The organism is Paenibacillus sp. FSL L8-0663 (assembly GCF_038008125.1).
Lineage (GTDB): Bacteria > Bacillota > Bacilli > Paenibacillales > Paenibacillaceae > Paenibacillus > Paenibacillus polymyxa_D.
Genome location: NZ_JBBOYM010000001.1, coordinates 2,925,000 through 2,951,918, shown reverse-complemented (window position 1 = coordinate 2,951,918; position 26,919 = coordinate 2,925,000). Strand labels below are relative to the sequence as shown.

Annotated in this window: 22 protein-coding genes and 2 pseudogenes; 8 read left to right on the top strand and 16 right to left on the bottom strand. The window is 41.6% G+C overall.

The window, feature by feature from the left end; genetic code table 11:
• Positions 1–261 precede the first annotated feature (261 nt).
• The 3 genes from MKY75_RS12595 to MKY75_RS12585 all read left to right on the top strand — a co-directional run bounded on the left by MKY75_RS12595 (position 262) and on the right by MKY75_RS12585 (position 3,250).
• Positions 262–1,014: an SDR family NAD(P)-dependent oxidoreductase gene (locus MKY75_RS12595; RefSeq protein WP_340885536.1), complete on the top strand. Its 753-nt coding sequence runs from the start codon at positions 262–264 to the stop codon at positions 1,012–1,014.
• 83 nt (positions 1,015–1,097) lie between these two features.
• Positions 1,098–2,147 (top strand): alkene reductase, encoded by a 1,050-nt coding sequence (locus MKY75_RS12590; protein ID WP_340885534.1) that lies wholly within the window; start codon positions 1,098–1,100, stop codon positions 2,145–2,147.
• 104 nt (positions 2,148–2,251) lie between these two features.
• The gene (locus tag MKY75_RS12585; RefSeq protein WP_165146469.1) at positions 2,252–3,250 is read left to right on the top strand and encodes an NADP-dependent oxidoreductase; all 999 of its coding nucleotides are present in this window, start codon (positions 2,252–2,254) and stop codon (positions 3,248–3,250) included.
• A gap of 7 nt (positions 3,251–3,257) precedes the next feature.
• Here the strand turns inward: MKY75_RS12585 and MKY75_RS12580 are convergent, their stop codons facing one another.
• Entirely contained in the window at positions 3,258–4,865 is a 1,608-nt protein-coding gene (locus MKY75_RS12580) for a mannitol dehydrogenase family protein (RefSeq protein WP_340885532.1), read from the bottom strand.
• On the bottom strand, positions 4,866–5,942 hold the full coding sequence (gene uxuA, locus MKY75_RS12575) for a mannonate dehydratase (protein WP_165146463.1): 1,077 nt from the start codon (positions 5,940–5,942) through the stop codon (positions 4,866–4,868). It abuts the gene before it with no gap.
• Between the two features lie 159 nt (positions 5,943–6,101).
• On the opposite strand from uxuA, the gene MKY75_RS12570 reads away from it, so the two are divergent.
• The 4 genes from MKY75_RS12570 to ppsA all read left to right on the top strand — a co-directional run bounded on the left by MKY75_RS12570 (position 6,102) and on the right by ppsA (position 10,516).
• Positions 6,102–6,755, top strand: a complete 654-nt coding sequence (locus MKY75_RS12570) for a GntR family transcriptional regulator (RefSeq protein WP_029515188.1) — start codon at positions 6,102–6,104, stop codon at positions 6,753–6,755.
• 50 nt (positions 6,756–6,805) lie between these two features.
• Positions 6,806–7,030: a hypothetical protein gene (locus MKY75_RS12565; protein ID WP_165146460.1), complete on the top strand. Its 225-nt coding sequence runs from the start codon at positions 6,806–6,808 to the stop codon at positions 7,028–7,030.
• A gap of 45 nt (positions 7,031–7,075) precedes the next feature.
• A complete protein-coding gene (locus MKY75_RS12560; RefSeq protein WP_165146457.1) occupies positions 7,076–7,447 on the top strand; it encodes a hypothetical protein in 372 nt (123 codons plus the stop codon).
• A gap of 450 nt (positions 7,448–7,897) precedes the next feature.
• A complete protein-coding gene (gene ppsA / locus MKY75_RS12555) occupies positions 7,898–10,516 on the top strand; it encodes a phosphoenolpyruvate synthase (protein WP_340885531.1) in 2,619 nt (872 codons plus the stop codon).
• Between the two features lie 411 nt (positions 10,517–10,927).
• On the opposite strand, the gene MKY75_RS12550 is transcribed toward ppsA, so the two are convergent.
• From MKY75_RS12550 to MKY75_RS12495, 12 genes and pseudogenes are all read right to left on the bottom strand, one after another.
• Entirely contained in the window at positions 10,928–13,090 is a 2,163-nt protein-coding gene (locus MKY75_RS12550; protein WP_340885529.1) for an amidase, read from the bottom strand.
• Between the two features lie 837 nt (positions 13,091–13,927).
• Positions 13,928–14,230, bottom strand: a pseudogene (locus tag MKY75_RS12545) (tyrosine-type recombinase/integrase); the annotation flags it as partial.
• Between the two features lie 135 nt (positions 14,231–14,365).
• Positions 14,366–15,001 (bottom strand): 5,6-dimethylbenzimidazole synthase, encoded by a 636-nt coding sequence (gene bluB, locus MKY75_RS12540; RefSeq protein ID WP_029515198.1) that lies wholly within the window; start codon positions 14,999–15,001, stop codon positions 14,366–14,368.
• A 284-nt stretch (positions 15,002–15,285) separates the two neighbouring features.
• Positions 15,286–15,703, bottom strand: a pseudogene (locus MKY75_RS12535) (hypothetical protein); the annotation flags it as partial.
• 367 nt (positions 15,704–16,070) lie between these two features.
• A complete protein-coding gene (locus MKY75_RS12530) occupies positions 16,071–17,222 on the bottom strand; it encodes a MalY/PatB family protein (protein ID WP_340885527.1) in 1,152 nt (383 codons plus the stop codon).
• Positions 17,223–17,232: 10 nt separating this feature from the next.
• Positions 17,233–18,093: a DUF3737 family protein gene (locus MKY75_RS12525; protein WP_340885525.1), complete on the bottom strand. Its 861-nt coding sequence runs from the start codon at positions 18,091–18,093 to the stop codon at positions 17,233–17,235.
• A gap of 148 nt (positions 18,094–18,241) precedes the next feature.
• The gene (locus MKY75_RS12520) at positions 18,242–18,637 is read right to left on the bottom strand and encodes a cupin domain-containing protein (protein ID WP_029515203.1); all 396 of its coding nucleotides are present in this window, start codon (positions 18,635–18,637) and stop codon (positions 18,242–18,244) included.
• Between the two features lie 31 nt (positions 18,638–18,668).
• A complete protein-coding gene (locus MKY75_RS12515) occupies positions 18,669–19,415 on the bottom strand; it encodes an SDR family oxidoreductase (protein WP_029515205.1) in 747 nt (248 codons plus the stop codon).
• 78 nt (positions 19,416–19,493) lie between these two features.
• Positions 19,494–20,246 carry a carboxymuconolactone decarboxylase family protein gene (locus tag MKY75_RS12510; protein ID WP_340885523.1) on the bottom strand — a complete coding sequence of 251 codons (753 nt, stop codon included), beginning with the start codon at positions 20,244–20,246 and terminating at the stop codon, positions 19,494–19,496.
• A gap of 129 nt (positions 20,247–20,375) precedes the next feature.
• Positions 20,376–20,909, bottom strand: a complete 534-nt coding sequence (locus MKY75_RS12505) for an NAD(P)H-dependent oxidoreductase (protein WP_340885521.1) — start codon at positions 20,907–20,909, stop codon at positions 20,376–20,378.
• A gap of 198 nt (positions 20,910–21,107) precedes the next feature.
• Positions 21,108–21,320: a 4-oxalocrotonate tautomerase DmpI gene (gene dmpI / locus MKY75_RS12500; protein ID WP_061828371.1), complete on the bottom strand. Its 213-nt coding sequence runs from the start codon at positions 21,318–21,320 to the stop codon at positions 21,108–21,110.
• A gap of 109 nt (positions 21,321–21,429) precedes the next feature.
• Entirely contained in the window at positions 21,430–22,404 is a 975-nt protein-coding gene (locus MKY75_RS12495) for an aldo/keto reductase (protein ID WP_029515209.1), read from the bottom strand.
• Positions 22,405–22,640: 236 nt separating this feature from the next.
• On the opposite strand from MKY75_RS12495, the gene MKY75_RS12490 reads away from it, so the two are divergent.
• Positions 22,641–23,186, top strand: coding sequence for a TetR/AcrR family transcriptional regulator (locus tag MKY75_RS12490; protein WP_069011866.1), 546 nt, complete (start codon positions 22,641–22,643; stop codon positions 23,184–23,186).
• A gap of 396 nt (positions 23,187–23,582) precedes the next feature.
• Here the strand turns inward: MKY75_RS12490 and MKY75_RS12485 are convergent, their stop codons facing one another.
• Together MKY75_RS12485 and MKY75_RS12480 are read right to left on the bottom strand one after the other, a co-directional pair.
• Positions 23,583–25,010 carry a 6-phospho-beta-glucosidase gene (locus MKY75_RS12485; protein WP_340885519.1) on the bottom strand — a complete coding sequence of 476 codons (1,428 nt, stop codon included), beginning with the start codon at positions 25,008–25,010 and terminating at the stop codon, positions 23,583–23,585.
• A gap of 29 nt (positions 25,011–25,039) precedes the next feature.
• Positions 25,040–26,908, bottom strand: coding sequence for a beta-glucoside-specific PTS transporter subunit IIABC (locus MKY75_RS12480; RefSeq protein WP_069011870.1), 1,869 nt, complete (start codon positions 26,906–26,908; stop codon positions 25,040–25,042).
• Positions 26,909–26,919: the final 11 nt, after the last annotated feature.

Here is a 26,919-nt window from a genome sequence, read left to right as displayed (position 1 = left end):
TGTTTGTTTCCGTGATACAAGTCCTTTTTTGTCCCATTAACAAATGAAAGAACTTGTATCTTATGCCTCAAACAAGTCAAGGAATATCGCTCCAAAATTAAAATTCTTAGTCATAAAAAATTCTTTACTGTTCGTTCTAAAATTGTTATGCTAATAGCAAGTTAGATTTAACTGTTTCTTTACCCTAATAAGAATGATCGTTCTAAATAACTCTTTAAAACTCATTTACACTAATCTGCATGTTATGAAGGAGAGAATATTATGAAGTATACAGTTATTACAGGAGCAAGTTCAGGGATTGGATATGAAACGGCATTGGCGTTTGCTGCACGTGGCAAAAACTTAATCTTGGTAGCTAGAAGATTGGATAAATTAGAAGAACTCAAATCAGCAATTCTGGAAATTGATCCTACTATAAATGTTATTGTTCGTACAAGTGACCTGTCTGTTACAGATCAGGCCTACACACTATATAACAATTTAAAGGAATACCAAATTGAGACCTGGATTAACAATGCGGGACTCGGTGAAGCTTCTTTTGTAGTTGAACAGAATTTAGATAAAGTTGAAACTATGCTACGTGTTAACATTGAATCCTTGACAATCCTTTCTACACTATATGTTCGAGATTATGCTGATGAAGAAGGAACTCAGTTAATTAACGTCTCATCCGCACTCGGATATGCTATTGCTGTTGGGAGTGTTGCTTATTCTGCATCTAAATATTACGTTAGTGCCTTCACAGAAGGACTTGCAAAAGAACTAGAAATAAAAGGTGCAAAACTAATGGCAAAGGTTTTAGCACCAGCTATAACAGAAACGGAATTTGTGAAGAAATCATTAGATGCAGAAGATTTTGATTATAAAGCAAACATGCCTAAGTACCACACTGCCAAACAAATGGCGGGCTTCATGGTGGATCTTTATGACAGCAACGAAGGGATAGGGATTGTAGACCAGAACTATAATTTCAATCTCAGAGGTCAAATATATCCGATCATTTCAGAATTTTAAATTCAATTTATAGATCTGTTGAGTTTATTGAAAGAGGAGAGTATCCAATGAAAAAGTTGTGAAGTAAAACGAAGATTGGAAAAATGGAGCTGCCACATCGTTTAGCAATGGCACCAATGACACGTAGCAGATCGCAAGAAGATGGCACACCAGGAGAGCTAACACCTCTTTATTATGCTCAGCGTGCATCAATGGGACTCATTATTACGGAGGGTACACAACCTTCTGATGATGGTCAAGGGTACTTATGGACACCTGGGATTTATACGGATAAACATATTGAAGGATGGAAAAAGGTTACCGATGCAGTGCACGAAGCAGGTGGATATATGTATATTCAGTTAATGCATGCTGGTCGTATGTCGCATCCTGATAATACACCACATCATCGCCAACCTGTTGCACCATCTGCAATCGCGCCTGGTGTAGAGATGTTTACTGCTAAAGGTATGCAGGAAATCCCCGTTCCCCGTGAGTTAAGTGTAGAGGACATTCAAACGACTATAGCAGATTTCCGGAAAGCAGCAGCAGCGGCTATTAAAGCAGGTGCGGATGGCGTTGAAATTCATGGAGCCAATGGTTATCTGATTAATCAATTTATCGGAGAAAACTCGAATACACGAACAGATCAATACGGGGGATCTATAGAAAATCGTGCTCGCTTTGCGATCGAATTAACAAAAGCCATCGTCGAAGAAATTGGAGCAGAAGCAACAGGCTTCCGTATTTCGCCAGGGACACCTCTAGGTGGGATCCAAGACGGAGAACAAGGTCCTGAACTTTATCGCTATCTTGTAAAGGAATTAGCTCAATTGGATCTGGCTTACCTTCATGTCATGCATCTAGGAAATGAAAAGCTGCTCCAAGACATTCGCTCAATATGGACGAATCCATTGTTAGTCAATCGTGCAGGACGGGCTCTGGAAGATCTTAGCACGGATTTAGATAGTGGCCTTGCTGATATGGTGCCCGTTGGTGTGTGGTCATTAGCCAATCCAGATTTGGTGGAACGACTTCAAAAAGGAGCGCCATTGAACGAAGCAGACCCGACAACATTTTTTGGTCTGGGGAGTAAAGGTTACACGGACTATCCGACGATACGAGAATTAGAATCGCAAGAGGGACTACAATAGCAAAAAAGTGGAACATGGCGTACAACCGTAAATTGTACGCCATGTTTTTAGCCAATAGTTTCATGGTTATGCTATCTCCAAATTAGCAAAGGAAGAGGATGAATATGAGAGCAGCACAAATACAGAAATATTCAAAAAAAATCCAAGTGGAGTTAAATGATGTTGACATGCCACAGATCAACAACCATGAGGTGCTTGTCAAAGTAAAGGCAGCAGGTGTAAATCCACTGGATATCCTAAATTTGAATGGTAGTGTTCGGATGATTGCTGACTATAAGTTGCCATTAACTTTAGGGAATGAACTATCTGGGGTTATTGAAGCTGTTGGTGATGATGTTTTGAATTTTAAGGTTGGTGACCCTGTTTATACGAGGTTGCCGCTTAATAAAATCGGTGCTTTTGCCGAGTATGCGGCCGTAAATGAAGATGCTTTATCCATCATGCCTGAAAATCTATCTTTTATTGAAGCTGCTGCTGTACCCCTTACTGCCTTGACTGCTTATCAAGCATTGCACGATGTACTCCATGTCCAGCCGAATAAAAAGCTATTCATTCCTGGAGGAACCGGAGGATTTGGAGCTATGGCAATCCCCATTGCCAAATCACTGGGGTTATTTGTTATTACAAGTGGAAGTGAAAGAGGCAGATCACGTATACTGTCGATCGGGGCTGATCAGTTCATAAATTATAAGGCAGAGAATTATGCTAACATACTGTCCGATATCGATTATGTGATCGACACCTTGGGGACCAAAGAGATCAAAGCTGAACTGGGTATTTTAAAACCACAAGGGAAATTGGTATCATTGAAAGCCGGACCTAATTATCGCTTTGCGGTTGACAATCGTTTTCCCCTGTGGAAAAAAGCATTGTTTGGTCTGGTGGGTGCTCGCTTAGATTCTTTAGCACGCAAGAATCAAAATGAATATCATTTTTTATTTGTGCAAGCCAATGGAAGTCAATTACAAGATATCACTAAACTTGTTGAACAGAAAAATATAAAGCCCTCAATAGACTCGGCTTATACGTTTGGTGACATTAACAAGGCGTTGATTAAAGTGTCGACGGGCCACTCCCAGGGCAAAGTGATTGTGACCTTCTAAGTAAGTTCTAGTTCACATACTTCTCTATCGTGCTTCGGACTGCTCCGGGACCTGCCAGCATCTCATGAAACATGGCTTCAATCTTGTCGCCCAGACCGATTTCATATAATCGGACACCGAACAGTTTGTCATCCTCGAGGAGGCAGCGAACCTCGGAGGTCTGATCGCCCAGCTTCGTATTCTGCAAATATCCCTGCAACGTATCCAGTAACGGGTCCGGACTGAGTGTGAAGGGTTCTCCTTGATCATCCACTCCCAGCAAATAGCGACACCAGATCGCAATGGTCAAGGGAATAGCAGTCAAGTTCGTAGGATCAAGCCCTGCTGTGCTAGCATAAGACTTTATGGTTTCCCCAAAACGGATGCTCATCTTTTGAGAGGTATCTGTTGCAATCCGCTGTGGCGTATCCGGAATATAGGGGTTGGCGAAGCGTTCCTGCAATACCTCGTCAATAAATGGTTTCGGTTGGATAATACCGGGATCAACTACAACAGGCAAACCTTCCTTGTAGCCGATGGTTTCCACCAGACGACGCAATGTCTGATCCTTCATTTCATCTGCAATGAGCTCATACCCAAGCAGACACCCAGCGAGGGCCAGCGCTGTATGCAGCGGATTGAGACAGGTAGTGACTTTCATCTTCTCCACTTTGTCCACCGTATCCCGATTCGTGAAGATGATGCCAGCTTCCTCCAGTGCAGGTCTCCCGTTCGTAAACTTGTCTTCAATGACCAAATACTCGCTAACCTCAGCATTGACAAAGGGAGCCGTATACGTATGCCTGGAGGTAACGATTAACTCCATGTCGGCTAACCCCAGTTCCTGAAGAGCAGACTGTACTTGCAAGGAAGGGCGGGGGGTAATTTTGTCGATCATGGTCAGGGGGAAGGTTATTTTCTCCTCATTCTGCAGATAGTCTGCAAATCCTTCCTTTACCAGGCCTCTGCGAGTCCACTCCTTGGCGATGGCAATCATACTATCCTTTAACAGATCGCCGTTATGGGAGCAATTATCCATGCTCACAAAAGTCATTGGAAGTCGCCCCTTTAGATAACGCCGATAGGCAAGCGAAGTAGCTATGCTCATCACATGCGCTGGTTGTTCAGGGCCATTCATCAAATCCCTCTCTACAACAGCCAGATACTTGCCGTCGGGCCCGGTCAGAGCGTATCCTTTTTCCGTGACAGTAAAGCTGGCCATCTGCAGGGACGGATTCTCAAATATTTCAATCAGACGGAGGTAGTCGTCTGGACGATTCTGCTCTGCCGCGATTTCCTCAATGATGCTTGCGACCACGCTCTTGTGAAATCTTCCGTCTGCACTCATCAACACCAGTAAGGTTAAATTGTCGTAAGGCTTATAGGCTTTGTCGATCATTTCAAAATCAAAGGCTTCGGCTGCAATAATACCTGTATCCGCTTTCAAGTTATTCAGTAGTTGTTGCTGCGCATTGGCTATCAACCCTCGAAAAATATTGCCTGCTCCGAAATGCACCCATTGCGGTCGAAGTCGGGTGTTATGGGCTACAAGCTCCAGATCATATTTCGGCAATTCAATACCTGCTGCTTCCCAGGCCGCCTTATCTAAAAGGCCTTTCCGGTCAAGTTGGAGCATTTATTTCACTCCTTTGCCTTGAGAGAGACTATCCCAGACACCAAGCAAGTACATAACTCCCAGTGCACGGTCATACAAACCATAGCCTGGCCGACAATTCTTTTCTTCCCCCCATAGATGTCTGCCGTGATCTGGACGTACATATCCCTGATAGCCGTTCTCATGATAAGCTCTAACTATTTCCGGTACATCGACGCTTCCGTCCTTCCCGCGATGTGACACTTCAATAAAGTCTCCATTCTCAAACGCCTTGACATTACGAATATGCGCAAAATGAATACGATCATGAAACTCCCGAATCATGGCTGGCAAATCATTCTCAGGATTGCTTCCCAGTGAGCCTGTGCAGAAGGTTAGACCATTATATGGACTGCTCACTGCGTCTAGGATGCGCCGGATGGTCTCACGACTCCGGACAATTCTCGGCAATCCGAAGATGGGCCATGCTGGATCATCAGGATGAATGGCCATCTTGATGTCAGACTCCTCGCAGACCGGGATGATGCGCTCAAGAAAATACTTTAGGTTGTCAAACAACTTGTCTTCTGTGACATCCGCATAAGCAGCAAAAAGTTCATCCAGTCTCGCCAACCGTTCCGGTTCCCAGCCAGGCATGGTGAACTTCCCAGCTCCCTTGAGAATCCGATCCACCATTTGGCGGGGATCATCAGTAATGGCAGCCTTTTCATAAAAGAGGGCATTGGACCCGTCAGGCAGTTCCTTGTACAGCTCTGTTCTGGTCCAGTCAAAGACAGGCATAAAGTTATAGCAAATCACCTTAACTCCCACTTTGGCTAATTTTCGAATGGTGTCGATATAAATGTCAATATATTGATCGCGGGATGGTAGGCCGATTTTGATATCATCGTGGACATTTACACTTTCTACGACCGCCGAACTAAAGCCCTTGCTCGTAATCTGATCAGCTACCTCCTGAATTCGCTCCATTTCCCATACTTCACCAGCTACCTTATCATGTAAAGACCAGACAATGCCCATAACTCCAGGAATTTGCCGGATATGGTCCAGCGTAATATTGTCGTTGCCTTCTCCATACCATCTCCAGGTCATATTCATAACGATACCTCCCTGATTATATTTCGTCTGTCTTGTATACAAGATTGAGTTGATCATAAATTATAGGGTTTGTTCTTGTCAATGATAATTATAAAGGGATTTATCACCTCAAAATGCTTTATAATAGTTCTAGATTTATAAAGTGAAGGTAGGAATGAAATGTTGACGAAAGAAGAAATCAAGCAGCTTTTGAAAAATGATATTTTGTCACTGACTTTAAAGCCGGGTACTCTACTGAGTGAGACGACTTTGTCAGAACGCTTCCAGCTGTCCAGAACTCCGCTACGCGATGTATTAAAGTGGCTTGCGCTCGAGTCCTACATTGATATTTATCCCAAGAAGGGGAACATTGTGTCCTATATTGATCTGGAGTCCGTTGAGCAAATTATTTACTTAAGAAGCGCATTGGAAAAGGAGATTATGAAGGAGCTTTCTTCGCAAATTACATTAAGCGATGTGCAGGAGCTGAGCGATATTCTGGACAGACAGAGAGCTGTGATCGAAGAAGATCATGCGACGGATCAATTTCTCAGTTTGGATGATCAGTTCCACCAAACCATGTTCCAATTGGTGGGGCGGGAGTTTCTTTGGCAGCTCATTCAGCAGTCAAATGTTCACTATATCAGATATCGCAAGCTGCATATGCTGGAAACAGGGAAGCTGATGGGCATCTGGCATGAGCACCAAGCTATGCTTGAATACATGCTGAATAAGGAAACAACCAAAATGGATGATCTGGTTCATCATCATCTTAGAGAGGATATCCATTCGCTCGATTTTCTTCGGAAGTTCGCTGATTATATCAAGAAATAAGGCGGCTAGCTTAAATTAACTTGTATGAATATTGAGGAAGTGGGGGAGTCATGGAGGCTGTTCTACGAGTTGGATATATCGGTGAAAGAGCGAGTAAGAAATGCGAGACTGCAGCAAAATTTATGGGCGGAAACGAGCTGGCCTTTGTCATTCCGTTTTTGCTCGTGAGTATTGTTATTTACCGTCAGGCGGTGGCCAAACTGGAGGAATTCTCACAGGAGTTTTCAGACTTGTATACATGTCAATTGAAAAAATACTGTATTTCTATGATTTAAGTGAAAAATGCCAGACCAATTCTAGATTATAAAGGGGGTAACCGTATGTGTAGATATGCAATATGCGGCCCATATAAAGATATCTTTGCCTGCTTTACCTGCAGGAAAGTATATAAGCAGACATCACGGTTTGAAATGCCGAAGGATGAATATGAACGGATTGTCCATGTCTGTCCGCAATGCCAGGCATCCATGCATGACATGGGTCATGATTTTCAGGCCCCGAAGCAAACGGATATCAAACAGTGGAAAAAGGTAGAGCTACTATATCAACAAGGATACACTTACCACTCCTGCGGCTGTGGTGGCCCCGGGTACAGACCCTCTCGGCTGCTAGAGGTGCCTGGATTTCTGGAAACACAGCGAACGTTTGAGAATAAGGGAGAGGCGCTGCTGTACCGGCTTTTGCAAAGCTAGAACAAACGTAAGTGAAAGTAAATTTGGCAAAGGGAACAAACGTATTTTGAAGCGTATCCAACAATTCGAAGAAGTCTACTCGTGGACAGGTTTTCTATCGGAATTTGTTTGATCGAGCAAAGCAGGTGTTGTAAGGTAGATCGACTTGGAATGAGATAATATTCTATGTCATGCAGCACCTGTCGGGTAATAAGAATTTCATCCCATTCATTGCTGCGAAATCGCGGCTTTTTTTATTTTAAGAAGTGATAGCGGAAATCAAAAAAGAACCTGGATAGTTTTATCAGGTTCTTTTATATTGCATATAAAACAGACACGATGATATAATCAGATTATCTTTTATAAAGATGTAGTAGACATAAATAACACATCTTACAATTAAATCTTACCATGCCGCTAAACTCTTGTCAAATGTTTTTTTCTCAATTTAATGGTTAGGAGAGATGTTGAATGAATTCACTGGTTCTCGATTTTCAAGAAATGGATAACACTCAGCTTTTGCTTGTTGGTGGAAAAGGGCTACACTTAGGGGCATTAACCAAAATGGAAGGAATACAAGTGCCAGAAGGGTTTTGTGTTACAACAGTGGGATATCAAAAAGCCATCGAACAAAACGAAATGATTCATGCTTTGTTGGATCGGCTAACCACGCTTAAAGTAGAAGATCGAGAACAAATTTATGGAATTAGCAAGAAGATTCGACAGGCCATTATGGAAGTAGCCATTCCTTCCGATGTTGTGAAAGCAGTTGCTCACTATCTCTCCCAGTTTGGCGATGAATATGCTTATGCCGTGCGTTCTAGTGCGACCGCTGAGGATTTGCCGCATGCTTCTTTTGCTGGTCAACAAGACACTTATTTAAATATTATCGGCAAAGAATCCATCTTGGAGCATATCCGCAAATGTTGGGCTTCTTTATTTACGGAACGCGCGGTAATTTACCGAATGCAGAATGGATTTGATCACAGCCAAGTTTATTTATCTGTTATCGTTCAAAGAATGGTGTTCCCACAGGCTTCAGGGATTTTATTTACCGCTGATCCCATCACTTGCAACCGAAAGCTGCTCTCTATCGAAGCCAGTTTCGGACTTGGAGAAGCACTGGTCTCTGGCTTAGTCTCTGCCGATTGTTATCAAGTACAGGAAGGGGAAATCGTCGATAAGAGGATAGCAACCAAAAAATTGGCTATCTATGGACGAAGAGAAGGCGGAACAGAGACTCAACAAATCGATCTCGATCAGCAAAGGACTCAAACCCTTACGGAACAACAAATTTTACAACTGGCACACATTGGAAGACAGATCGAAGAACACTTCGGCTGCCCCCAAGACATCGAATGGTGTTTGGCTGATGATACATTTTATATTGTCCAGAGCCGGCCGATCACCACTTTATATCCCATTCCTGAAGCAAATGACCAGGAGAATCACGTGTATGTATCTGTCGGTCATCAGCAAATGATGACTGATCCTATTAAACCACTGGGGATATCTGTTTGGATATTAACAGGTGCCACGCCCATGTTTAGAACTGGTGGCGGAAGGCTGTTTGTGGATATCACGATGGGCCTGGCTTCACCGGCTGGCAGGCAAAATTTATTGGATGTTCTAGGGCACTCCGATCCGCTCATAAAAGACGCGCTTATTACCATCATAGAGCGGGGAAATTTTATAAAATCGGACCCATATGACACAAGCGAACCGGGGCCCGTTAAAAGCCATAAGGGTATGTCGTCTGCGGATATTTTGGAAGAAGCAGGAAACGACCCGGAAATTGTTGCTGTTTTGATTAAGAGTAGTGAGACATCGTTATCAGCATTAAAACATAATATCCAAACGAAATCAGGATTGGATGTATTTGATTGTATCCTGGAAGATATGCAGCAACGGAGGCAGCGAGCGTCAGAACTGAAAAATTTGAATGTGATTATGGCCGCCATGCATGCTTCAGCATGGATCAATGAAAAAATGAATGAATGGTTAGGTGAAAAAAACGTAGCAGACACACTTTCCCTATCTGTACCTAACAACGTCACTTCGGAAATGGGTATGGAGCTACTGGATGTTGCAGATGTGATTCGTCCCTATCCGGAAATAATTGAGTATTTACAACAGGTAAAGGATGATAACTTTTTGGATGAACTGGTTCAATTCGAAGGTGGGCAGCAGGTGCGTGATGCTATTGCTGTTTATCTCGACAAATATGGAATGCGATGTGCCGGGGAGATCGATATTACAAGAACACGCTGGAGTGAAAAACCAAGTACACTGGTACCTATGATCCTCAGTAACATTAAAAACCTTGATCCTGGCGCCAGTAAACGAAAGTTTGAGCAAGGGCGACAGGAAGCTTTGAACAAAGAACAGGACTTATTAGCCCGATTGAAACAATTACCGGGTGGTGAACAAAAAGCCGAAGAGACAAAACAAATGATCGACCTGATCCGGAACTTCATCGGTTATCGTGAATATCCGAAATACGACATTGTTAGTCGCTACTTTATTTATAAACAGGCTTTACTAAAGGAAGCGGAACGACTCGTACAAGCCAACGTTCTTCATGAAAAAGAAGATATTTACTATCTGGCTTTTGAAGAATTGCAGGAAACCATACGCACAAATAAACTGGATTACCAGGTCATCGACAAACGAAAAGATGAGTACAGATTATATGAAAAACTAACTCCGCCACGTGTTATCACGTCTGATGGCGAAATCATTACGGGTCAGTACAAACGAGAAAATATCCCTGCCGAAGCTATTGTAGGCCTCGCTGTTTCTTCGGGTATTGTAGAGGGGCGGGCACGTGTGATCCTGAATATAGAAGGGGCTGATCTGGAAGATGGCGATATACTAGTCACCGCCTTTACCGATCCTAGCTGGACTCCATTGTTTTTATCCATAAAAGGCTTGGTTACGGAGGTGGGTGGACTGATGACCCATGGAGCCGTTATCGCACGTGAATATGGCTTGCCAGCCGTTGTCGGAGTGGAGAATGCGACCAAACTGATAAAAGATGGGCAACGAATTCGCGTGCATGGAACCGAAGGGTATATCGAAATATTGTAATGGCTAAATACGCTAAGTAATAGCCTCTGTCATAATGGACGGTATTAAATGCAACCTGTCATGGATAAAAGGGCGATTATCCTGTCGTCCTTTTATCCATGACACAAAGTACTCCCCAAAAATATCAACTGATTTTAATTTTTGGGGGGAATAATTTAAGAACTTATTTATTTGGTGATCGAAAAAACACATTATTTAATGTGTAACAATAATCAGGAACCTTTAGGAGTTATCAATGGTTTCCCTTGCTGCGATCAACACAATGATTTATACATAGCTGATCCGATCTAAATCTCTTGTGCTGCTGTGTGATTATTTATGATCATCTAATTTATGCGTGCATGCAGAGGAAGACACACGGAAGTGTTTTTATTCAACAAAATCCAAAAGTGATTTCTATGATGTCCTACGTTATTGGGGTAAAGTGACAGACTTGACTTGAGCAGAGGTATTTCCGTAAATATCTTTAGCCAGCACGAGAATATGCAGCGTATCGGCCTGGTAGGCACCATCCTGCTTATATTTAGTAGTTGGAAGCGTTGCTGACCAATTGGTTTTATCTTCTGTAATAACGACACGAATGCCATTGACATAAACTTTAAGCTGTGCGATATCGCTTTGATCTGTGACTGAACCTTCCAAAGCGAGAACATCATCCGTGATTGAAGCATTCAACTTAAGTTCAGGGGTTCCTGTTTCCTTGCGTTTAGAGGGTGGGAGAGAAGTTTGCGGGTTATAGGAAAAGGTTTCATCCTCAAGCGCTGGCGTGCGTGCTGCAATAGGACGGTTTTTGGTAGCCTGCTCATAGGAATAAGCGTAACGAAGCAGGTCGTTATCGCTGTATGCGGCACCTGCCATTGTCAGATTAACGGGCATTCCGGTATCCTTCATAGCGCCCATACTCACAGACACACTTGGGATCCCGTACTCGCGTAGAATAAAATTCGTATTGGAGAAATAGTTGCCATTCTCCCAAGCCTCCTCATAGGATGTTTCATTCACATCGGAGTCAGCTTTACCGATATTCGAATTTGCCGGAAATACAATAAAATCAAGGTTGTTTTGCTTCATCCAATTTTCAAAATCAATCTTTCGTACATTTTCAAGCCCCCGTAGTCCTTCTTGAAACTGAGGAATTTGTTCGTAAGGGGTGACGCCTTTCTTTATGGTTTCAATAAATACGTCATAGTGGCCAAGGTCTCTGCCACGTTTGGCATCTACCGAACCGGGTGGATTCGGGAAGACGGTTGCAGGGTCTATATTAGCCCATGATGGGAAATTCGGATCGTCCACACTTTTAAGGAATTCCTCAGCTGCATAGGGATTAAGCAGCCCGAATTCCTTTTCAGCCCACTTTGCCGGCATTAAACCACGTTCTTCAGGTGTTTTCGCTGTTGCCCGGTCCTTCTCGCTGTTGGCCTGCAAGGGGAAGTCAACTTCCACAACCTCAGCTCCAAGAGCAGTTAAATCCTTTACAGCTTTTTCCCATAATGCCTGTATCGAAGGTCTGAATTTGATCGGAGTTGAGGTTTCATGGTCCTTACCGATATAGATTTTCGGAACGCCAATGCGTTTGCCTTGCAAAGCTTGAATATCTCGTAGTTCTAAATAGGATTTGGGACGGACACTGTTGACAGAAGGGAGCCGAACGGCTTTCTGTTCTCGCCAGAAATCACCCTTGGTGATCTTATCTTCTACAACGATCACGTCAAGCAAGCGGAGCATGTCCTCGATAGTCCTCGTATGTGGCACAACGACATCCCGTATAGGGAAGAGCGGCCAATTCCCCCGAATGGAGATTAGCCCTCGCGATGGCGTGTAGGCAATTAAACCATTGTTCGATGCTGGTGATCTTCCAGAGGATACCGTTTCTTCCCCCATGCCGAAGGCAGCGAGGTTGGCGGCTGTTGATACACCAGATCCGTTTGAGGAGCCGGAGTACCAGGCTGCAGCCAAATAATTTGGATTGTACGGACTTTCAGCACGGCCATAAACACCTCTTTGCATTCCCCCTGCTGCCATTGGTGGCATGTTGGTTTTACCAATGAGCACCCCACCGGATTTACGTATCTTCTCTACTGTAAAGGCATCCTCCTTTGCCATCAAGTTTTTGAAAGCCGGAGATCCAGAAGCGACAGTGAGTCCCTTAACCTTGTAACTGTCTTTAACCGTGTAGGGGATGCCTTGCAGAGGCCCGGTCTTAATACCTTGTGCCCTTAGTTGATCAGCCTGAGCAGCTTCTTTTAGTACGTCGGGGTTCAGAACAGGGATGGAATTCAGTCGAATGCCACTAGAATCATAGGCATATACCCGGTTAAGGTACAGGGCGGTGAGCTCGACACTTGACAGTGCTCCTGACTTCATCGCTTCCTGCATTTGAGCAATCGTAGCCTCTTGCAATTGAAATGTGACTAGAGAGGAGGCGGGGTCACTAGTTTTACTAGAGGATGAGGGTGAAGGAGCGGCGGATGCAAGCGGGCATCCCGTGAAAGTTAAAATCATACCAACTGCAATCCATTTGCAATAGTTGCTGACTACATTCCTTGTATTCGCTTTTAGCGTTCGTGCGTACATAGCATTTCACTCCTTAAAATTAGGTAGTATCAGGAATTTAAAAAGAGGGGGATGAGAAAGGCACTTTTATAGCATAAATGTTTCTAATTATACTACTAATTTTCATGTAGAATGTCAATTTTTGTAATGCGCAATACAAGGAAATTCGCTACTTTTAAGTGTGAAATCTAGTAATCCATGATTCAGATTGTTGCATCATCGCTGATTCAAGTTTTGAAATGAAAACGACACCGTTTTGGTGCCGTTTTTTCGCGGGAGGAGGCAATAGAGGCTTAATTCTTACGTTTTAATTTATGACTTGATTCCTTTTTAACAGCTCCCATAATTGATCAGCCACATCATTTGGCGATTGAGGCATGTTATTCAGAATCCACCATTGCTTCAGAAACAAGTAAGGTTGAACGTTTGGTATAGGAATAGGTTAAAAACCGATTGGACATAATTAAATGTGTTGGTGAACGGTTCTGGAAGGAAATATATGCGTACATATCATGACATTTTAATTCCTGCACCAATGAATAAAGAAGTAATTTTAGTAGGTAACTTTGTGTCAATGTACAACAGAAGTCTACATTATCTATATTTACATATGTACAAAATACGGGTTTTGTGAACATGTATAAAGAAAACCGTATAACAGCTTGGCTTTAGCGTGTTGTTGTACATTTGTACATTGACACAAAGTTCCTTACTTAAGCAGTTTAATCGGAATTTTGAGTAACTTAGTTTTTTTCTCCAAGCGAATGAGGTGATTTTTTTATTATCAAACTAAGTAGGAAACTTTGTGTCACTTATTTGACGAGCCCTACATTACTTATCCATATTATTAACCGTATTTCACATTTCTTCATCTGTTAAATGTGTATAGATCATGATTGTTTGTATTGAGGAATGTCCTAATTGGTTCTTCAATCTAGGCACATCATTGCTCTCTAAGTGGTAACGCGTTGCAAATGAATGTCTTAGAGAATGCACGATTAATGCTGGTTTTCCAAAAGCTGAAGCATACTTTTCAATTAGTTTTTCAATGGATCGCTGAGTTAAACGTCGGCTTTTTCCTTTACGACCTATGGGAGCTGCAATAAACAAAAAGCTTTCATTTTTTTCTGGGATATATCTGGATTCTCTAATCTGCAGATAAGTAACTCAAAGTTCGCATAATTTTGTAATCTCGAATAAATTTATCTTTTTCATTTGTCCTTGCTTAATGATGCTTATGAAACAATCGTTTCTGTGAGCATCATATCCAAAAAGGGAAATTAACTTATATTTCAATCATTCCCAAGAATTATGGTGTATTAGATTATTTAGATTACGACGTCTCTCCCAATTCACTTGCTCTAGGATTGGTTTTGTAGGATAAAAATCCGTATAACCTAATGAAACCAAAGCAATAGGATCAATATGTGGTGGAATATTTAGTATTTCCCGTACGTCTGTTTTCTTGTAAAAACTCACCCATCCCATAGCTATTCCTTCTGCATAAGACGCCAACCACATATTTTGGATACAACAGGCGACGGATAGAATATCTGTTTCAGGAATAGAATTTCGCCCAATTACATGTCCCCCACCTCTAGTTGGATCACATGTAATACAGATCGTTATAGGTGCTTCCCTTATACCCTCTAATTTTAACGAGAGAAATCTTGTCTTTTTTTCATCTTCATAGTGTATGGACAAGGCCTGTATTTCTTTATGACATGCATACGCCAATCGTTCTTTAACTTCTTGAGAGTCAATTACAATAAAATCCCAAGGTTGCATAAAACCAACGGAAGGTGCATGATGACCAGCCATTAATATGTTGTTTAACTTATCTTTGGATATGGGTTTTCCATTAAATGATCGAATATCTCTCCTTTCAAAAATGGCTTTAAATATTCCTTTTCTTTCATTATCATTTAACAATTTAATTCCTCCCTTAAAACAAAAATCCCCAGAATGCGCCAGTACTCAGATTATTATGACAGGGTTTCAGGTTCAAGTTTACATTGAAGTTGGTATTTTATGATATAACTCTTATGCTTGAAATCAATATTATCTCTTGCAGTTCATTATCAATCCATAGTCTAAACTGCCTGACCCTCAAAACAACGAACTACGATCACAAAATTATAAACTTTTCACAGACTGACTCAATTGAACAACCCCACATAAACTATCTGGGACTTCAAAGTCCGGCTTATCTAAAGATAAGGCTTTAACTTATCAATTGCGACTTGGAACAAATCATCCGGCAGCAGTTTATAGATATTGCCATCGATCACGTACATCTGCGTTGTCTTCCTGCGCTGACCAATAATTAAAATAGCCGAATAGTCGTTTTTCTTCCCGGCTTTGATAGCTGATCCAATGTACTTGGCAAGTTCCATTTCCTCAAACTCAGGCAACCTGTCCCAATACATGAGATTCTAAAATATGTATTCATCGCTTGCTGCACATCAAATAATAATAGTCCAAATACTCGCTCCATATAATCAGCGATTCTGCAAATACCTTGGCATTGTCAAGAACTCTTTCTATATAGGTCACAAAATCTGGTTGTAGTGCTTCTCCAAGTGCCACAGCTTTTGCTGCAATGACATTCATAAGTGGGCTCCCCTTGTATCCCTGGGATCAACACCATAAGAAACAAAATTATAAAAAAGTTATAGGAAACCATTATGATATCGCTTTGGGACTGCAAACCGGCAGCGGTAAGACTCTAGTTAGAAAGGTAACCCCAAGAAAGAGATTTTCGAAACAGTTACGAGTTCGCTGGCATTGGCGGCATCCAGATAATCCGCCCCCAATGCCAGAATTAGATTGTATTGTTCCTCACGCGACGCTTTGCCCTCTCAATGCACAGTCGGCCGTGGACAGTGGCTCCACTTTTGTGAACACGACAAAATCGGCGTCAACTTCATTAAGTGATCGTGCAACTTTATCCCAAATTCCCATTCATTTCGTGGAGGAGTGTCCGGTAACCATTATTGAATCAATCATTCACTCTTTGATATGCCTGAATCCCAATCTTCAAGCGCTGCAATCCATCAACTAGTCGTTTTTTAGGGCAGGCGTAGTTCAATCGAATGAAATCGTATCCATTGCCGCCATAAATGGCGCCCTCCGTGACATACAGCCCCGTTTCTTTCCTTATGAATTTACACAGTTGACTTACATTAGAAGTTATGTTCCGGCAATCGATCCAAGCCAAATAAGTCGCTTCCGAATGGATAATTTGGAGCTGCGAAAGTTTACTAGCCAAATAATGTTCGAGATATTGCTTGTTCGCCATGAGATATTCCAATAAGGCTTGCAGCCAGGGTTCGCCTTCCGTAAAGGCAGAGATTGCTGCTTCAATCGCAAAAAAGTTAGGTTCGGCCACTTCATCGGTGTTAATGCCACGGTGTACAAGTTTACGAATCTTCGAATTCGGCACGATAATACTTGAAGTTTGAATTCCCGCAAGATTGAAAGTTTTCGTCGGCGCCACACAGGTGATGCAATTTTGGGCGATCTCTTCCGATATTGAAGCGAAAGGAATGTATGGGTGGCCTGGGTGTGTTAAATCGCAGTGAATTTCATCGGAAAGGATAAGGACCTGATGCTTGACGCAGAGCGTGCCGAGTTTCTCAAGAATTTGTTTGTCCCACACTTTGCCTATGGGGTTATGCGGATTGCAGAAAATCATAAGCGTTGTGTCAGAATCGGCTAGCTTTTTCTCCACATCGTCAAATTCGATCGAATATCCATTGTCTTTGTAAATCAACTCACTTACTAGAACTTCTCGTTGATTGTTCTTTATGGAGTTGTAGAAAATGTTATAGACAGGCGCAAGCACTAGCACTTTGTCACCGGCTTTGGTCATTTTGCGTACGATAGATGATATTGCCGGCACTACCCCCGTGCAAAACATAATCCATTCTTTTTGGATCTGATATTGATGTCTCTTTTCCCACCAATGGGCAACCGCATTATAATAAGTATCTGGTATCGAGGTATATCCATAAATATGATGGTCTAATCTCTTTTGCAGAGCATCGACTACAGCAGGCGAAGTCTCAAAATCCATATCCGCCACCCACATCGGCAGCTCTTCTGGTTCAACATCCCATTTATAAGAGTTAGTGGCCAAACGGTTCGTCATTTCATCAAAATTAAAGGACAAATCGATCACCTGCTATATCCAGCTCATATCGGGTGTAGGCAGCGTTGATTTCTTCGTCATTGATGATGATTTCGCCGATATCCTTTGCTTTGATTTTCCCTGAGATTGGATTTTTCACGCTATCAATTGAGGTCTTGGTTTCCACATCAATGGTTGAATATTCGAATGCCAAGTCGGTATTCAGAATCGTTCCGTTCTCGATTACGAGACGGTCCATGTAGCACATTCCCTGATTGCTTTCGATAGTACAGTTGATAAAGGAGATGTTTTTCGAATTCCAGCCTAAATATTCTCCGATGATCAATGAATCATAGACGGTGACATTCTCGCAATTCCAGAAGGCGTCCTTTGAAATAATCTTCGCATTGCGAATCTCCATATCCTTAGCTCCGTCGAATGCGTAGTTCCCCGCTAATGTGAAATTGTCGATATTGATATTTGCACTATTCATTCCAAAGTAATCACCTTTTGCGGTCACATGATGCAAGTGAATATCTTCGCAATTCCATAAGGTTTCTTGCGCGTTGGGCAGATCGACATACGTCAGTCGGATTCCGCTCGAACGCCGAAATGTCTTTGGCGCCTCTATTACGCTGTCACTGATGACAATTTGATGTGTATACCATATTCCCGATCGGGCCATATCAAGGAAAGTGCTACGATTAACACGAATATTATTGCAATACCACAAGGGATACTTCCATTTAAAAATGCTATTATCGATAGTAATATCGTTGCTTTCCTTCAGGGGGGACTCGCCATCTGCAAAAATGGAATTAGTGACCATGAGGTTCTTTCTCTTGAAAAGTGCTCGTTCTCCGGTAAGCATTTGTTGATCGATCGTTTGCATAATACTGTCTCCAATCGCTCAGTACTAGCTTCAAATCTTCTCTGACCCCATAATTCACAGAATAGCAACAGAGGGTTTCAGATTTATTAGAAGCTTCTATATAAACGGCAGCATCGACGGCTGCCGTTTATATGTGTTAATTCATTTATTATAGCTTAATATATACTTCATCCAGTACGGGTTCTAACCAATCTGTTTGTCCTGGTGTAAGAGCTAAGTGAACAAACCAGCTGTCCTTTGTAGCCCCATGCCAATGTTTAATGAACGCTGGAATGTTTACCACATCGCCTGTTTTGAGTAATTGAGCTGGCCTTCCTTCTTCTTGATACCACCCCTCACCGCCAGTAACTAACAACACTTGCCCAGTGTGATGAGAGTGCCAGTTGTTGCGGGCACCGGGAGCAAAGGTTACATTCCCGATTGCTGTATTGAGTGGTGCTGGATCGGTAAACACCATTTGTAAGTACGCGTCTCCGATAAAGTTTTTTTCGACTTTTTGACCCAATGGGAAGAGTGTGCTATGGCTTAAGTGCTCGTTCTTCATTTTTCATCTCTACTTTCTTATATTTTTAACGTTATCCAACTTGAGCTGTTGGTCGAATGATCATCTCATTAATGCCCACATCCGATGGTTGCTCGATGGCAAAGGCAATGGCACGTGCGATGCTGTCTGCATCGATTGCTATCTTGTAAAAATCATCTAAGCCCGCTTTCATTGCCGGATCAGTTGTCGTCTCCAGCAGTTCGCTGGTCACAGCCCCCGGCGAAATATTGGTCACACGAATATTTGTACCACTCATCGCTTCTTCTTGACGCAAGCCTTCAGAGATTGCTCTTACGGCATGTTTGGTACCACAATAAACTGTCCCGCCTGGGTAGATGTTGTGTCCAGCCACGGATGAAAGGTTAATAATATGACCTGATTTCCGTTCTCTCATAGATGGAAGGACTGCCCCGATTGCGTACAATACCCCTTTGATATTGACATCGATCATTCGGTCCCATTCATCAACCTTTTTCAAAGCAAGAAAAGCCTGCGGCATGATTCCAGCATTATTGACTAAAACATCGATTTTTCCAAACTTGTTAAGCGCATATGCAGCAAGATCTTCCATTTGTTGGTGTAAACTTACATCCGTCACCTTATACACAGCTTCTCCACCGCTTTGTTCAATTTCATCTTGTAGTTTCTTTAACCGGTCTTCGCGGCGAGCGGCAAGAACCAATTTTGCACCTTTAGATGCCAGTTCTTTTGCAGCTGCTTCTCCAATACCGCTGGACGCTCCTGTAATAATAACTACTTTCTCTTGAATATTTGACATTTTAGATAAACACCCTTTCTTAATTTTAGGTATACTTTCATTTATAAAAAAATCTATTTTTTCGCTTAATTTCTCCTGCTATTCTGGAATGATTTCATTCACACAACTCAAAGCATTTAATGTTCTCGGAAAACCCATATAAGGAAGGCAATGAGTGATGGCAGTGATCATGATATCCTTGTCATTGCCTACATTCAGGTTGCCTTGCACATGTGCCTTGACTTGACTTTCACAACCGCCGAGACTACTCACGATACAGAGGGTCAGCAACTCCCGTGTTTTCAGATCAAGGCCTCCACGAGTATAGAAGTCACCAAAACAGAAGGCAGAAAGATAGTCTTGTATATGCTTTTGATTGTATGGAACATTCCCCCTGTTCTTTTCAATGATATCGCCAAAGATCTCTACCTGCACTGCAAGGCCTTTGTCTATCCGATTCTCTTCTTCAACCTGCTTTTGGCTTTCGAGAGGTAACTCGATATTTCTGGACTGGAAAACCTCATTAATCTCCGCGATGGCATTTAGCGTTTTAGGGAATCCTAAATAAGGGGCACAATGGTAAATGGCCTCTTTAATTTCTACCGGAGTTAGTCCAACGTTCAGTGCAGCATGAGCATGCGCCTTGAGCTGAGGTAACGTTTGATTCGTTACAAGCACCACCAGAGTGATAAGCTCACGTTGTTTATCGTCCAACTTCCCTTGATAAAAAACTTCCCCAAAAATAAAACGGCTCAGGATGTCCTGAAAATCAGGATCAGTAGCGTATGCTCCCGGCATTCCATTACCAAATAGCTGTTTAAATGTTTCTTCACTCTTTTCAATTCGATTCATAACTGTGCCTCCTGCTTGTTTTTTTTGTGGATGAATAAGACCCACTGAAAGAATGACGATAATTGCGACGCGGTAACCTCCAATTCCCGTCTCTATGATGAAGCCAACAGGCTTAGCATCACCATTCTTCTAGACAAGTTTAGGATTCAGCGCATAAGCCACATAATCCTTGGCACTTTGCTCTAGCTCCTCATCTGACAGGTGTTGCATTACACCATACAAGATATATGGTGTCAAATAGCGTGTTCCAATCAAGTTACTGGTTGCCTGAAGAGGTCGCAGCAGCTCGGAAACGGTGTATTTAAAATTACCGTCTGGTAAATAGTTTTCTTTAGCAGCGCCGGTAGAAACGGCAATCAGCAGCTCTTTTCCGTGCAGCTTGTCCCCTTTGCTTCCAAATGCCCAGCCATGAGTTAGGACTACATCCTCCCATTTTTTCAACAATGAAGGCGTACTGTACCAGTAGAAAGGGAATTGCAAAACGATGCGATCATGCTGCTCCAATAGCCTCTGCTCGGCAGCGACATCGATCTTCTCATTCGGGTATGCCTCATAAACACGATGAATTGTAACACCAGCTTGCTTCTCCATTTCTTCCGTTACGCGACGATGAACACGGGAAGCAGTTAAATCAGGGTGAAAAACAAGAATGAGTATTTTCATTTTAAATTTTTTCCATCCAAGAATTTTTTTTCTATCAATTATTTAAATGGATACCAAGTTCAAGAGCTAGTTTAATAATTGGGCAACTGTGTTCTTTATTTAGTACTCATTGATGGGAATCACGACCTGCTCACCAAAGCTCAAACAGCCATGACAAAGACGATGTACTTCTAATCCGGTATTACCAAGTTAACTATTTTACTCCTCATTTTTCAGTGGACTATTTACAGCTTTGTCTGCTAAAATCCGTCCTGCAACACCTATATTATCTAGTTCATTTTCCCTTACGAACACAAAGAATGCTTGTTCAGGTATATTCATGATAGTTGAAGCTGATGTAGTAAGGTCTTTTACTAACTTTCTTTTTTGCTCTTTAGTTAATTTAGCTGCTTCAATTGTAATTACAGGCATAATTTATTCTCCTTTATTGTGAGTTTATGTCTAATGACGACGAGCTGACACAAAAACTCATGTGCATCTCTCTTATCAAAGAGACCGTGCGACACCAATTTATATGAATTTAAAAATGACCAACGATTCGGTGCGGTACATATGGTTCTTCCAAAAACGCAATTTCTTCAGCAGTTAATTGAATAGATAGAGCAGCTTCTGCATCTTCGAGCTGGGATATTTTTGTCGCACCGACAATAGGAGCGGTTACCGGTTCTTTATGCAGAAGCCACGCAAGTGCGATGTGAACCCGGCGAACACCATGTTTCTCTGCCAAACTCGCAACCCGGTTCACCACCAATTGATCCGCATCTGTTGTTGCATCATATTTTTGTTTTGCAATTTCATCAGTTTCGGCACGATGTGTTGTTGTCTCCCGCGCCAATCTTCCTCCTGCGAGCGGGCTATAAGGAATGACCCCAATTTTTTCTTCCTTACAAAGTGGGAGCATCTCTCGCTCCTCTTCACGGTAAATGAGATTTAAATGATTCTGCATTGATACAAATCGGGTCCACCCATTCTTCTCAGCTATATGTAAAGCTTTCTCAAACTGCCATGCCCACATTGCAGAGGCTCCGATGTATCTTGCCTTACCAGCCTTAACTATATCGTGCAATGCCTCCATCGTCTCTTCGATAGGCGTGTTATAATCCCAACGATGAATTTGATACAGATCGACGTAGTCGGTTTTCAATCTCTTAAGGCTCTTATCGATTTCGCTCATGATCGCCTTGCGGGAAAGTCCAGCGCCATTGGGTCCTTGATGCATTCGTCCATGTATTTTAGTCGCGATGACAATTTCATCACGGTTCGAAAAATCCTTTAATACACCTCCAATTATTTCCTCACTTGTCCCTTCAGCGTACACGTTTGCAGAATCAAAAAAATTGATTCCAAGCTCCAGAGCTTTTTTTATGATCGGACGAGCGCGTTCTTCATCAAGTACCCATCGATGATGACCTTTTCGTGCGTCTCCAAAACCCATACAACCAAGACAAATCCGGGATACATCCAAGCCAGTATTTCCAAGTTTCGTATAATCCATTTCATGGTTCCTTCCTTTCGTTTGGTGCGATCTTGACTTGCCTCAGAACGGGTACGCGTACTGATCATTGAGTTTAGATAACTCCAAATAAAAAATGAACATTGATTGTTTAATCAACTTACGTTTATAATTCTAAACGGAAACAAAATGCTTGCAATAATCAATTTCTTTCGATGTGTGGATTACTCAACAAATTATCCGTAATTGCCGATTATCTCAGTAAGGGGACTTTAAAAATGACTAAAGTGGACAGAAGGGTACTCAAATCTCAAGAAGCCATAAAGAAAGCAATACTTGAACTGATGACTGAAAAAAACTTTGATGACATTACAATTCGGGATATTTCTGATAGGGCAAATGTTAATCGAGGAACAATCTATCTCCATTACATGGATAAATTTGACTTGCTAGATAAGATAATTGAAGAACATATAAACAATCTCCGTGAACTTTGCCACACAGCATCTGAAATGAGTTTCCAAGAAGGAAATTATGTCTGGTTCGAATACTTTGCAGACAATCATTTGTTCTTTTCAACCATGCTAAACACGAAAAGTTCAGCTTATTTTCGTACTCAATTCCTTGATTTAGTCGTCCAGGAGTACAAGGTAGAAGTCGATGTAACAGAAGGAAAAAATCAAGGCTTAAGTGAAGATGTCATTCTTCAATTTTTTGGGGCCGCGGTCGTGGGGATCGTAGAATGGTGGTTTAAGAATGGAATGTCAGTCCCCCCTCGTGTCATGGCAGAACAAACTGGGATATTGTTAGATAGAAATTTTTAAATTGCATTCCCAACAAATCTAGTAAATCGAGTAATTTCTTGTACTGAGGTTATTTAAACAAAATTCTCATCCTAATTTTGTGATGAGGGTAGGGTTTTGAATATTGTTCTCGCATTCGGAACTTGAACACTAGAGATAAGGCCCATACCCGGCACAGTACAAAAACATGAAGCGGCACCCGCTCCATGTTTTGTACTTAAATTCATAACTTTATTTCCTATTGAGAACATGATCCCGAATAACAAGAAAATGCTTACCACAAGAAGACTTGCTCATGTTAGTGAGAACAAGAGAATATATCGCATTTTAAATTAAGGGTCTTGTTTAGAAAAAGTTTGTAAGCGTCACATCTGGTCGACTGTGATTCCATCATCAACTAGCTATGGCTGTATAAACTTAGTCTAAATCTTCTCCATTGCTACTAATTACTTTCTTATACCAATTAAAGGACTTTTTCCTACTACGACTTAACGTACCATTTCCCTGGTCATCTTTATCCACGTAGATGAAACCGTATCTTTTGTTCATTTCTCCAGAGCTTGAGCTTACTAAATCAATGCACCCCCAGGTTGTATATCCTAGCAACTCTACGCCATCTTCTTTTACAGCAGCTTTAAATGCTCGGATATGTTCACGAATATACTCGATTCTGTAATCATCCGAGATACATCCATTTTCATCAGGCTTGTCCGCAGCTCCCAACCCATTCTCGACAATAAATAATGGTTTTTGATAGCGATCATACAATGCATTTAATGTAATTCTCAGCCCGAGTGGGTCAATTTGCCAGCCCCATTCACTTCTTTTTAAATGGGGATTTCGTAATGTCGGAAAGAGATTGGCAGCGGTTTGAGTATTAACTGCTGGGTCGGCACTTGTTAATCGCGAACCATAGTAACTAAATGAAACGAAGTCAACTGTATTATTTTTCAGAAGCTCATCATCATCATCTTCCATTTTCAGATGTATATTCATTCTTTCGAACATTTTTTTGGCATAATTCGGGTATTCACCACGAGATTGTACATCCACAAAGAAGTAATGCTCTCGATCCCTTGTTATGGCTTTCCATACGTCTTCAGGAGCGCAAGTATAGGGATAAGTGCTGGCACCCGCCAACATACATCCTATCTTGAATTCGGAATTTATTTTGCGTGCAATTTCAGTAGCTTTAGCACTCGCGGCCAATTGGTGATGAGCTGCCTGATACTTCACAGCTTCTTCATCTTCATCTTCATCAAACACCAATCCTGAGCTCCCGAATGGTAGGTGTAATAACATATTGATTTCATTAAAAGTTAGCCAATACTTCACTTTATCTTTGTAGCGAGTGAATAGTGTTTCGCATAGTCTTTCATAATAATCAACCATTTTACGGCTTCTCCAAGAACCGATGGTTTTTACCAAATGCATCGGCACATCAAAATGAGTGATCGTTACTAAAGGCTCTATATTATATTTTAAACACTCATCAAAAACATCATCGTAGAACTTCAAACCTTCTTCGTTGGGTAATGGATCATCCCCATTTGGATAGATTCGTGTCCATGCAATAGATAAGCGGAAGCATTTGAAGCCCATTTCTGCAAATAAAGCAATGTCTTCCTTATAATTATGATAAAAGTCGATGGCTTCATGGCTTGGATAGAAATGTTCATCATCACATTCCATCATTTTCATCTTACCTTTCATTACAGAAACGCGATCCTGTCCTGCGGGTATAACATCGACGGTTGACAATCCCTTATTCCCTTCCAAATATCCACCTTCACATTGGTTTGCAGCAGTTGCTCCTCCCCATAAAAAGTCTTTGACTAAAGTCATTTATAATCCACTCCTTGAATTTGATATGGTTACACTATTAGGACTAACAACTCATTGTTAAAATCAGTGACTGCACTACTGTTATTAGTTAGCACATCAGCATAACTGTAAGTATTCGTAACGATCACCGGGGTCTGGGTAACATATCCTTCCTCTCTGATTTTCTCCAAATCAAACGTGATTAGTGTCTGTCCCTTGGTAATTCTCTGACCCTCTTCAACATGAGCTTCAAAGTACTTCCCATTCAGTTTAACGGTGTTCAATCCTATATGGATGAGTATTTCAACCCCATCATCGGAGAGTAAACCGATTGCGTGTTTCTTGGGAAACAGCGAAACAATTTTCCCATCAAAAGGAGCGACCACTTTTCCTTCGCTTGGCTCAATGGCAACTCCTTTTCCCATTGCTTCTGTGGAGAAGGCCGCATCTTGAACATCCTTCAATGGAATCATTTCACCTTTGATAGGACTTGTAATAACCGTATTTTTAAGTGTGATGATTTTATCGTTTGTGGTGACTTTATTCTGCTCAGACGTTTCTTTCTCATATTTTAAGGTTAATAAGTAGGTAAGCACTGCAGTTATAACCGTTGTAATTAATAATGCGATGAGTATATTATAGAAATTCCAAATGTTTTCTCCAATATAAAGCGGAATAGCTGGAAGCCCTGATGAACCTGTTGCATAACGTGAAACTTCCATAACCCCTGCGTAAAGCCCTCCAGCAGCGGATCCAATCATAGCCGCAACAAGAGGATATTTTTTAGGTAAATTAACACCGTAAAGTGCTGCTTCTGTAATTCCCATTAAGCCTGTAATTCCACTTGTAGTGGAGATTTGCTTGGATACTGTATCCTTTGTTCTCCAACTGACAATCAACGCGGCTACACCTTGCGAAATATTGGATATCATGGCTCCAGGTCCAATGATATTTTCATATCCCAATGTCGTGATTTGAGCCAATGATAACGGAACGATACTGTGATGAAGTCCAAACATAACAAGGAGTGGCCAGAAGGTTGCAATTATGAAAATGACCACCCATGCTCCGTGCGATCCCAAAAAATCAAACCCCATTGCCAAATATGTTCCGAAGAAAGAACCTAGCGGTCCTAGTGCAGTTAAGGAAATAAATCCAACAACCAGAATGGTAAACATCGGAACAAAAATAATTTTTACAGCGTTAGGAATGACTCTTTTAAAGAATGGTTCAATGTAGGATTGCGCCCACACGGTTAATAGAATCGGAACAACCGATGAACTGTAAGCAACAAGTGTCAATGGAATATTAAAAACGCTAACATTATTACCCGCAGTTCTCAATAGATCCAGATTCGGATGAAGCAATATCCCAGCCAACACAAGTGCCAGTACAGGGCTGCATTTTAATTTGTTTGCAGCCGAATATGCTAATAAGAAGGGTAAGAAATAAAAAATGGCATCCGACATGAAATTGATTACATAGTAAGTTTGTGACGCTTTTGAAACTACATTAAATAAGATCAGCAAAGCCAATAGCGCTTTTATCATTCCCGCGCCTGCAATAGCCGGAACGATTGGACTGAATGTACCTGAAATAAAATCGATTAATTTGCCAAAAACGCTTACATTTTTTTCGTTAGATAATGTATCATCTATATTTTCTGCATGTTTTATATATTTGATCACTTCCTCATATACTTCTTCAACATGGGTGCCAATAACCACCTGAAATTGTCCGCCGCTTTCAATCGCATCAATCACGCCATCTAAAGCTTTAATAGCGTCTTGATCGGCTTTTTTATTTTGGTTTAGTGCGAATCTAAGCCTTGTCATACAATGAGTTAGTGTTGATACATTTTCACTACCACCAATCTTCTCTACAATATCCTGAGCTAATTTTTCATATTTTTTGCTCATTAGAAAATGCC

Coding starts and splice junctions, on each gene's coding strand:
- MKY75_RS12595 (WP_340885536.1), top strand. CDS start 262: ATGAAGTATACAGTTATTACAGGAGCAAGTTCAGGGATTGGATATGAA.
- MKY75_RS12590 (WP_340885534.1), top strand. CDS start 1,098: ATGGAGCTGCCACATCGTTTAGCAATGGCACCAATGACACGTAGCAGA.
- MKY75_RS12585 (WP_165146469.1), top strand. CDS start 2,252: ATGAGAGCAGCACAAATACAGAAATATTCAAAAAAAATCCAAGTGGAG.
- MKY75_RS12580 (WP_340885532.1), bottom strand. CDS start 4,865: ATGCTCCAACTTGACCGGAAAGGCCTTTTAGATAAGGCGGCCTGGGAA.
- uxuA (WP_165146463.1), bottom strand. CDS start 5,942: ATGAATATGACCTGGAGATGGTATGGAGAAGGCAACGACAATATTACG.
- MKY75_RS12570 (WP_029515188.1), top strand. CDS start 6,102: ATGTTGACGAAAGAAGAAATCAAGCAGCTTTTGAAAAATGATATTTTG.
- MKY75_RS12565 (WP_165146460.1), top strand. CDS start 6,806: ATGGAGGCTGTTCTACGAGTTGGATATATCGGTGAAAGAGCGAGTAAG.
- MKY75_RS12560 (WP_165146457.1), top strand. CDS start 7,076: ATGTGTAGATATGCAATATGCGGCCCATATAAAGATATCTTTGCCTGC.
- ppsA (WP_340885531.1), top strand. CDS start 7,898: ATGAATTCACTGGTTCTCGATTTTCAAGAAATGGATAACACTCAGCTT.
- MKY75_RS12550 (WP_340885529.1), bottom strand. CDS start 13,090: ATGTACGCACGAACGCTAAAAGCGAATACAAGGAATGTAGTCAGCAAC.
- MKY75_RS12530 (WP_340885527.1), bottom strand. CDS start 17,222: ATGACGAACCGTTTGGCCACTAACTCTTATAAATGGGATGTTGAACCA.
- MKY75_RS12525 (WP_340885525.1), bottom strand. CDS start 18,093: ATGCAAACGATCGATCAACAAATGCTTACCGGAGAACGAGCACTTTTC.
- MKY75_RS12520 (WP_029515203.1), bottom strand. CDS start 18,637: ATGAAGAACGAGCACTTAAGCCATAGCACACTCTTCCCATTGGGTCAA.
- MKY75_RS12515 (WP_029515205.1), bottom strand. CDS start 19,415: ATGTCAAATATTCAAGAGAAAGTAGTTATTATTACAGGAGCGTCCAGC.
- MKY75_RS12510 (WP_340885523.1), bottom strand. CDS start 20,246: ATGAATCGAATTGAAAAGAGTGAAGAAACATTTAAACAGCTATTTGGT.
- MKY75_RS12505 (WP_340885521.1), bottom strand. CDS start 20,909: ATGAAAATACTCATTCTTGTTTTTCACCCTGATTTAACTGCTTCCCGT.
- dmpI (WP_061828371.1), bottom strand. CDS start 21,320: ATGCCTGTAATTACAATTGAAGCAGCTAAATTAACTAAAGAGCAAAAA.
- MKY75_RS12495 (WP_029515209.1), bottom strand. CDS start 22,404: ATGGATTATACGAAACTTGGAAATACTGGCTTGGATGTATCCCGGATT.
- MKY75_RS12490 (WP_069011866.1), top strand. CDS start 22,641: ATGACTAAAGTGGACAGAAGGGTACTCAAATCTCAAGAAGCCATAAAG.
- MKY75_RS12485 (WP_340885519.1), bottom strand. CDS start 25,010: ATGACTTTAGTCAAAGACTTTTTATGGGGAGGAGCAACTGCTGCAAAC.
- MKY75_RS12480 (WP_069011870.1), bottom strand. CDS start 26,908: ATGAGCAAAAAATATGAAAAATTAGCTCAGGATATTGTAGAGAAGATT.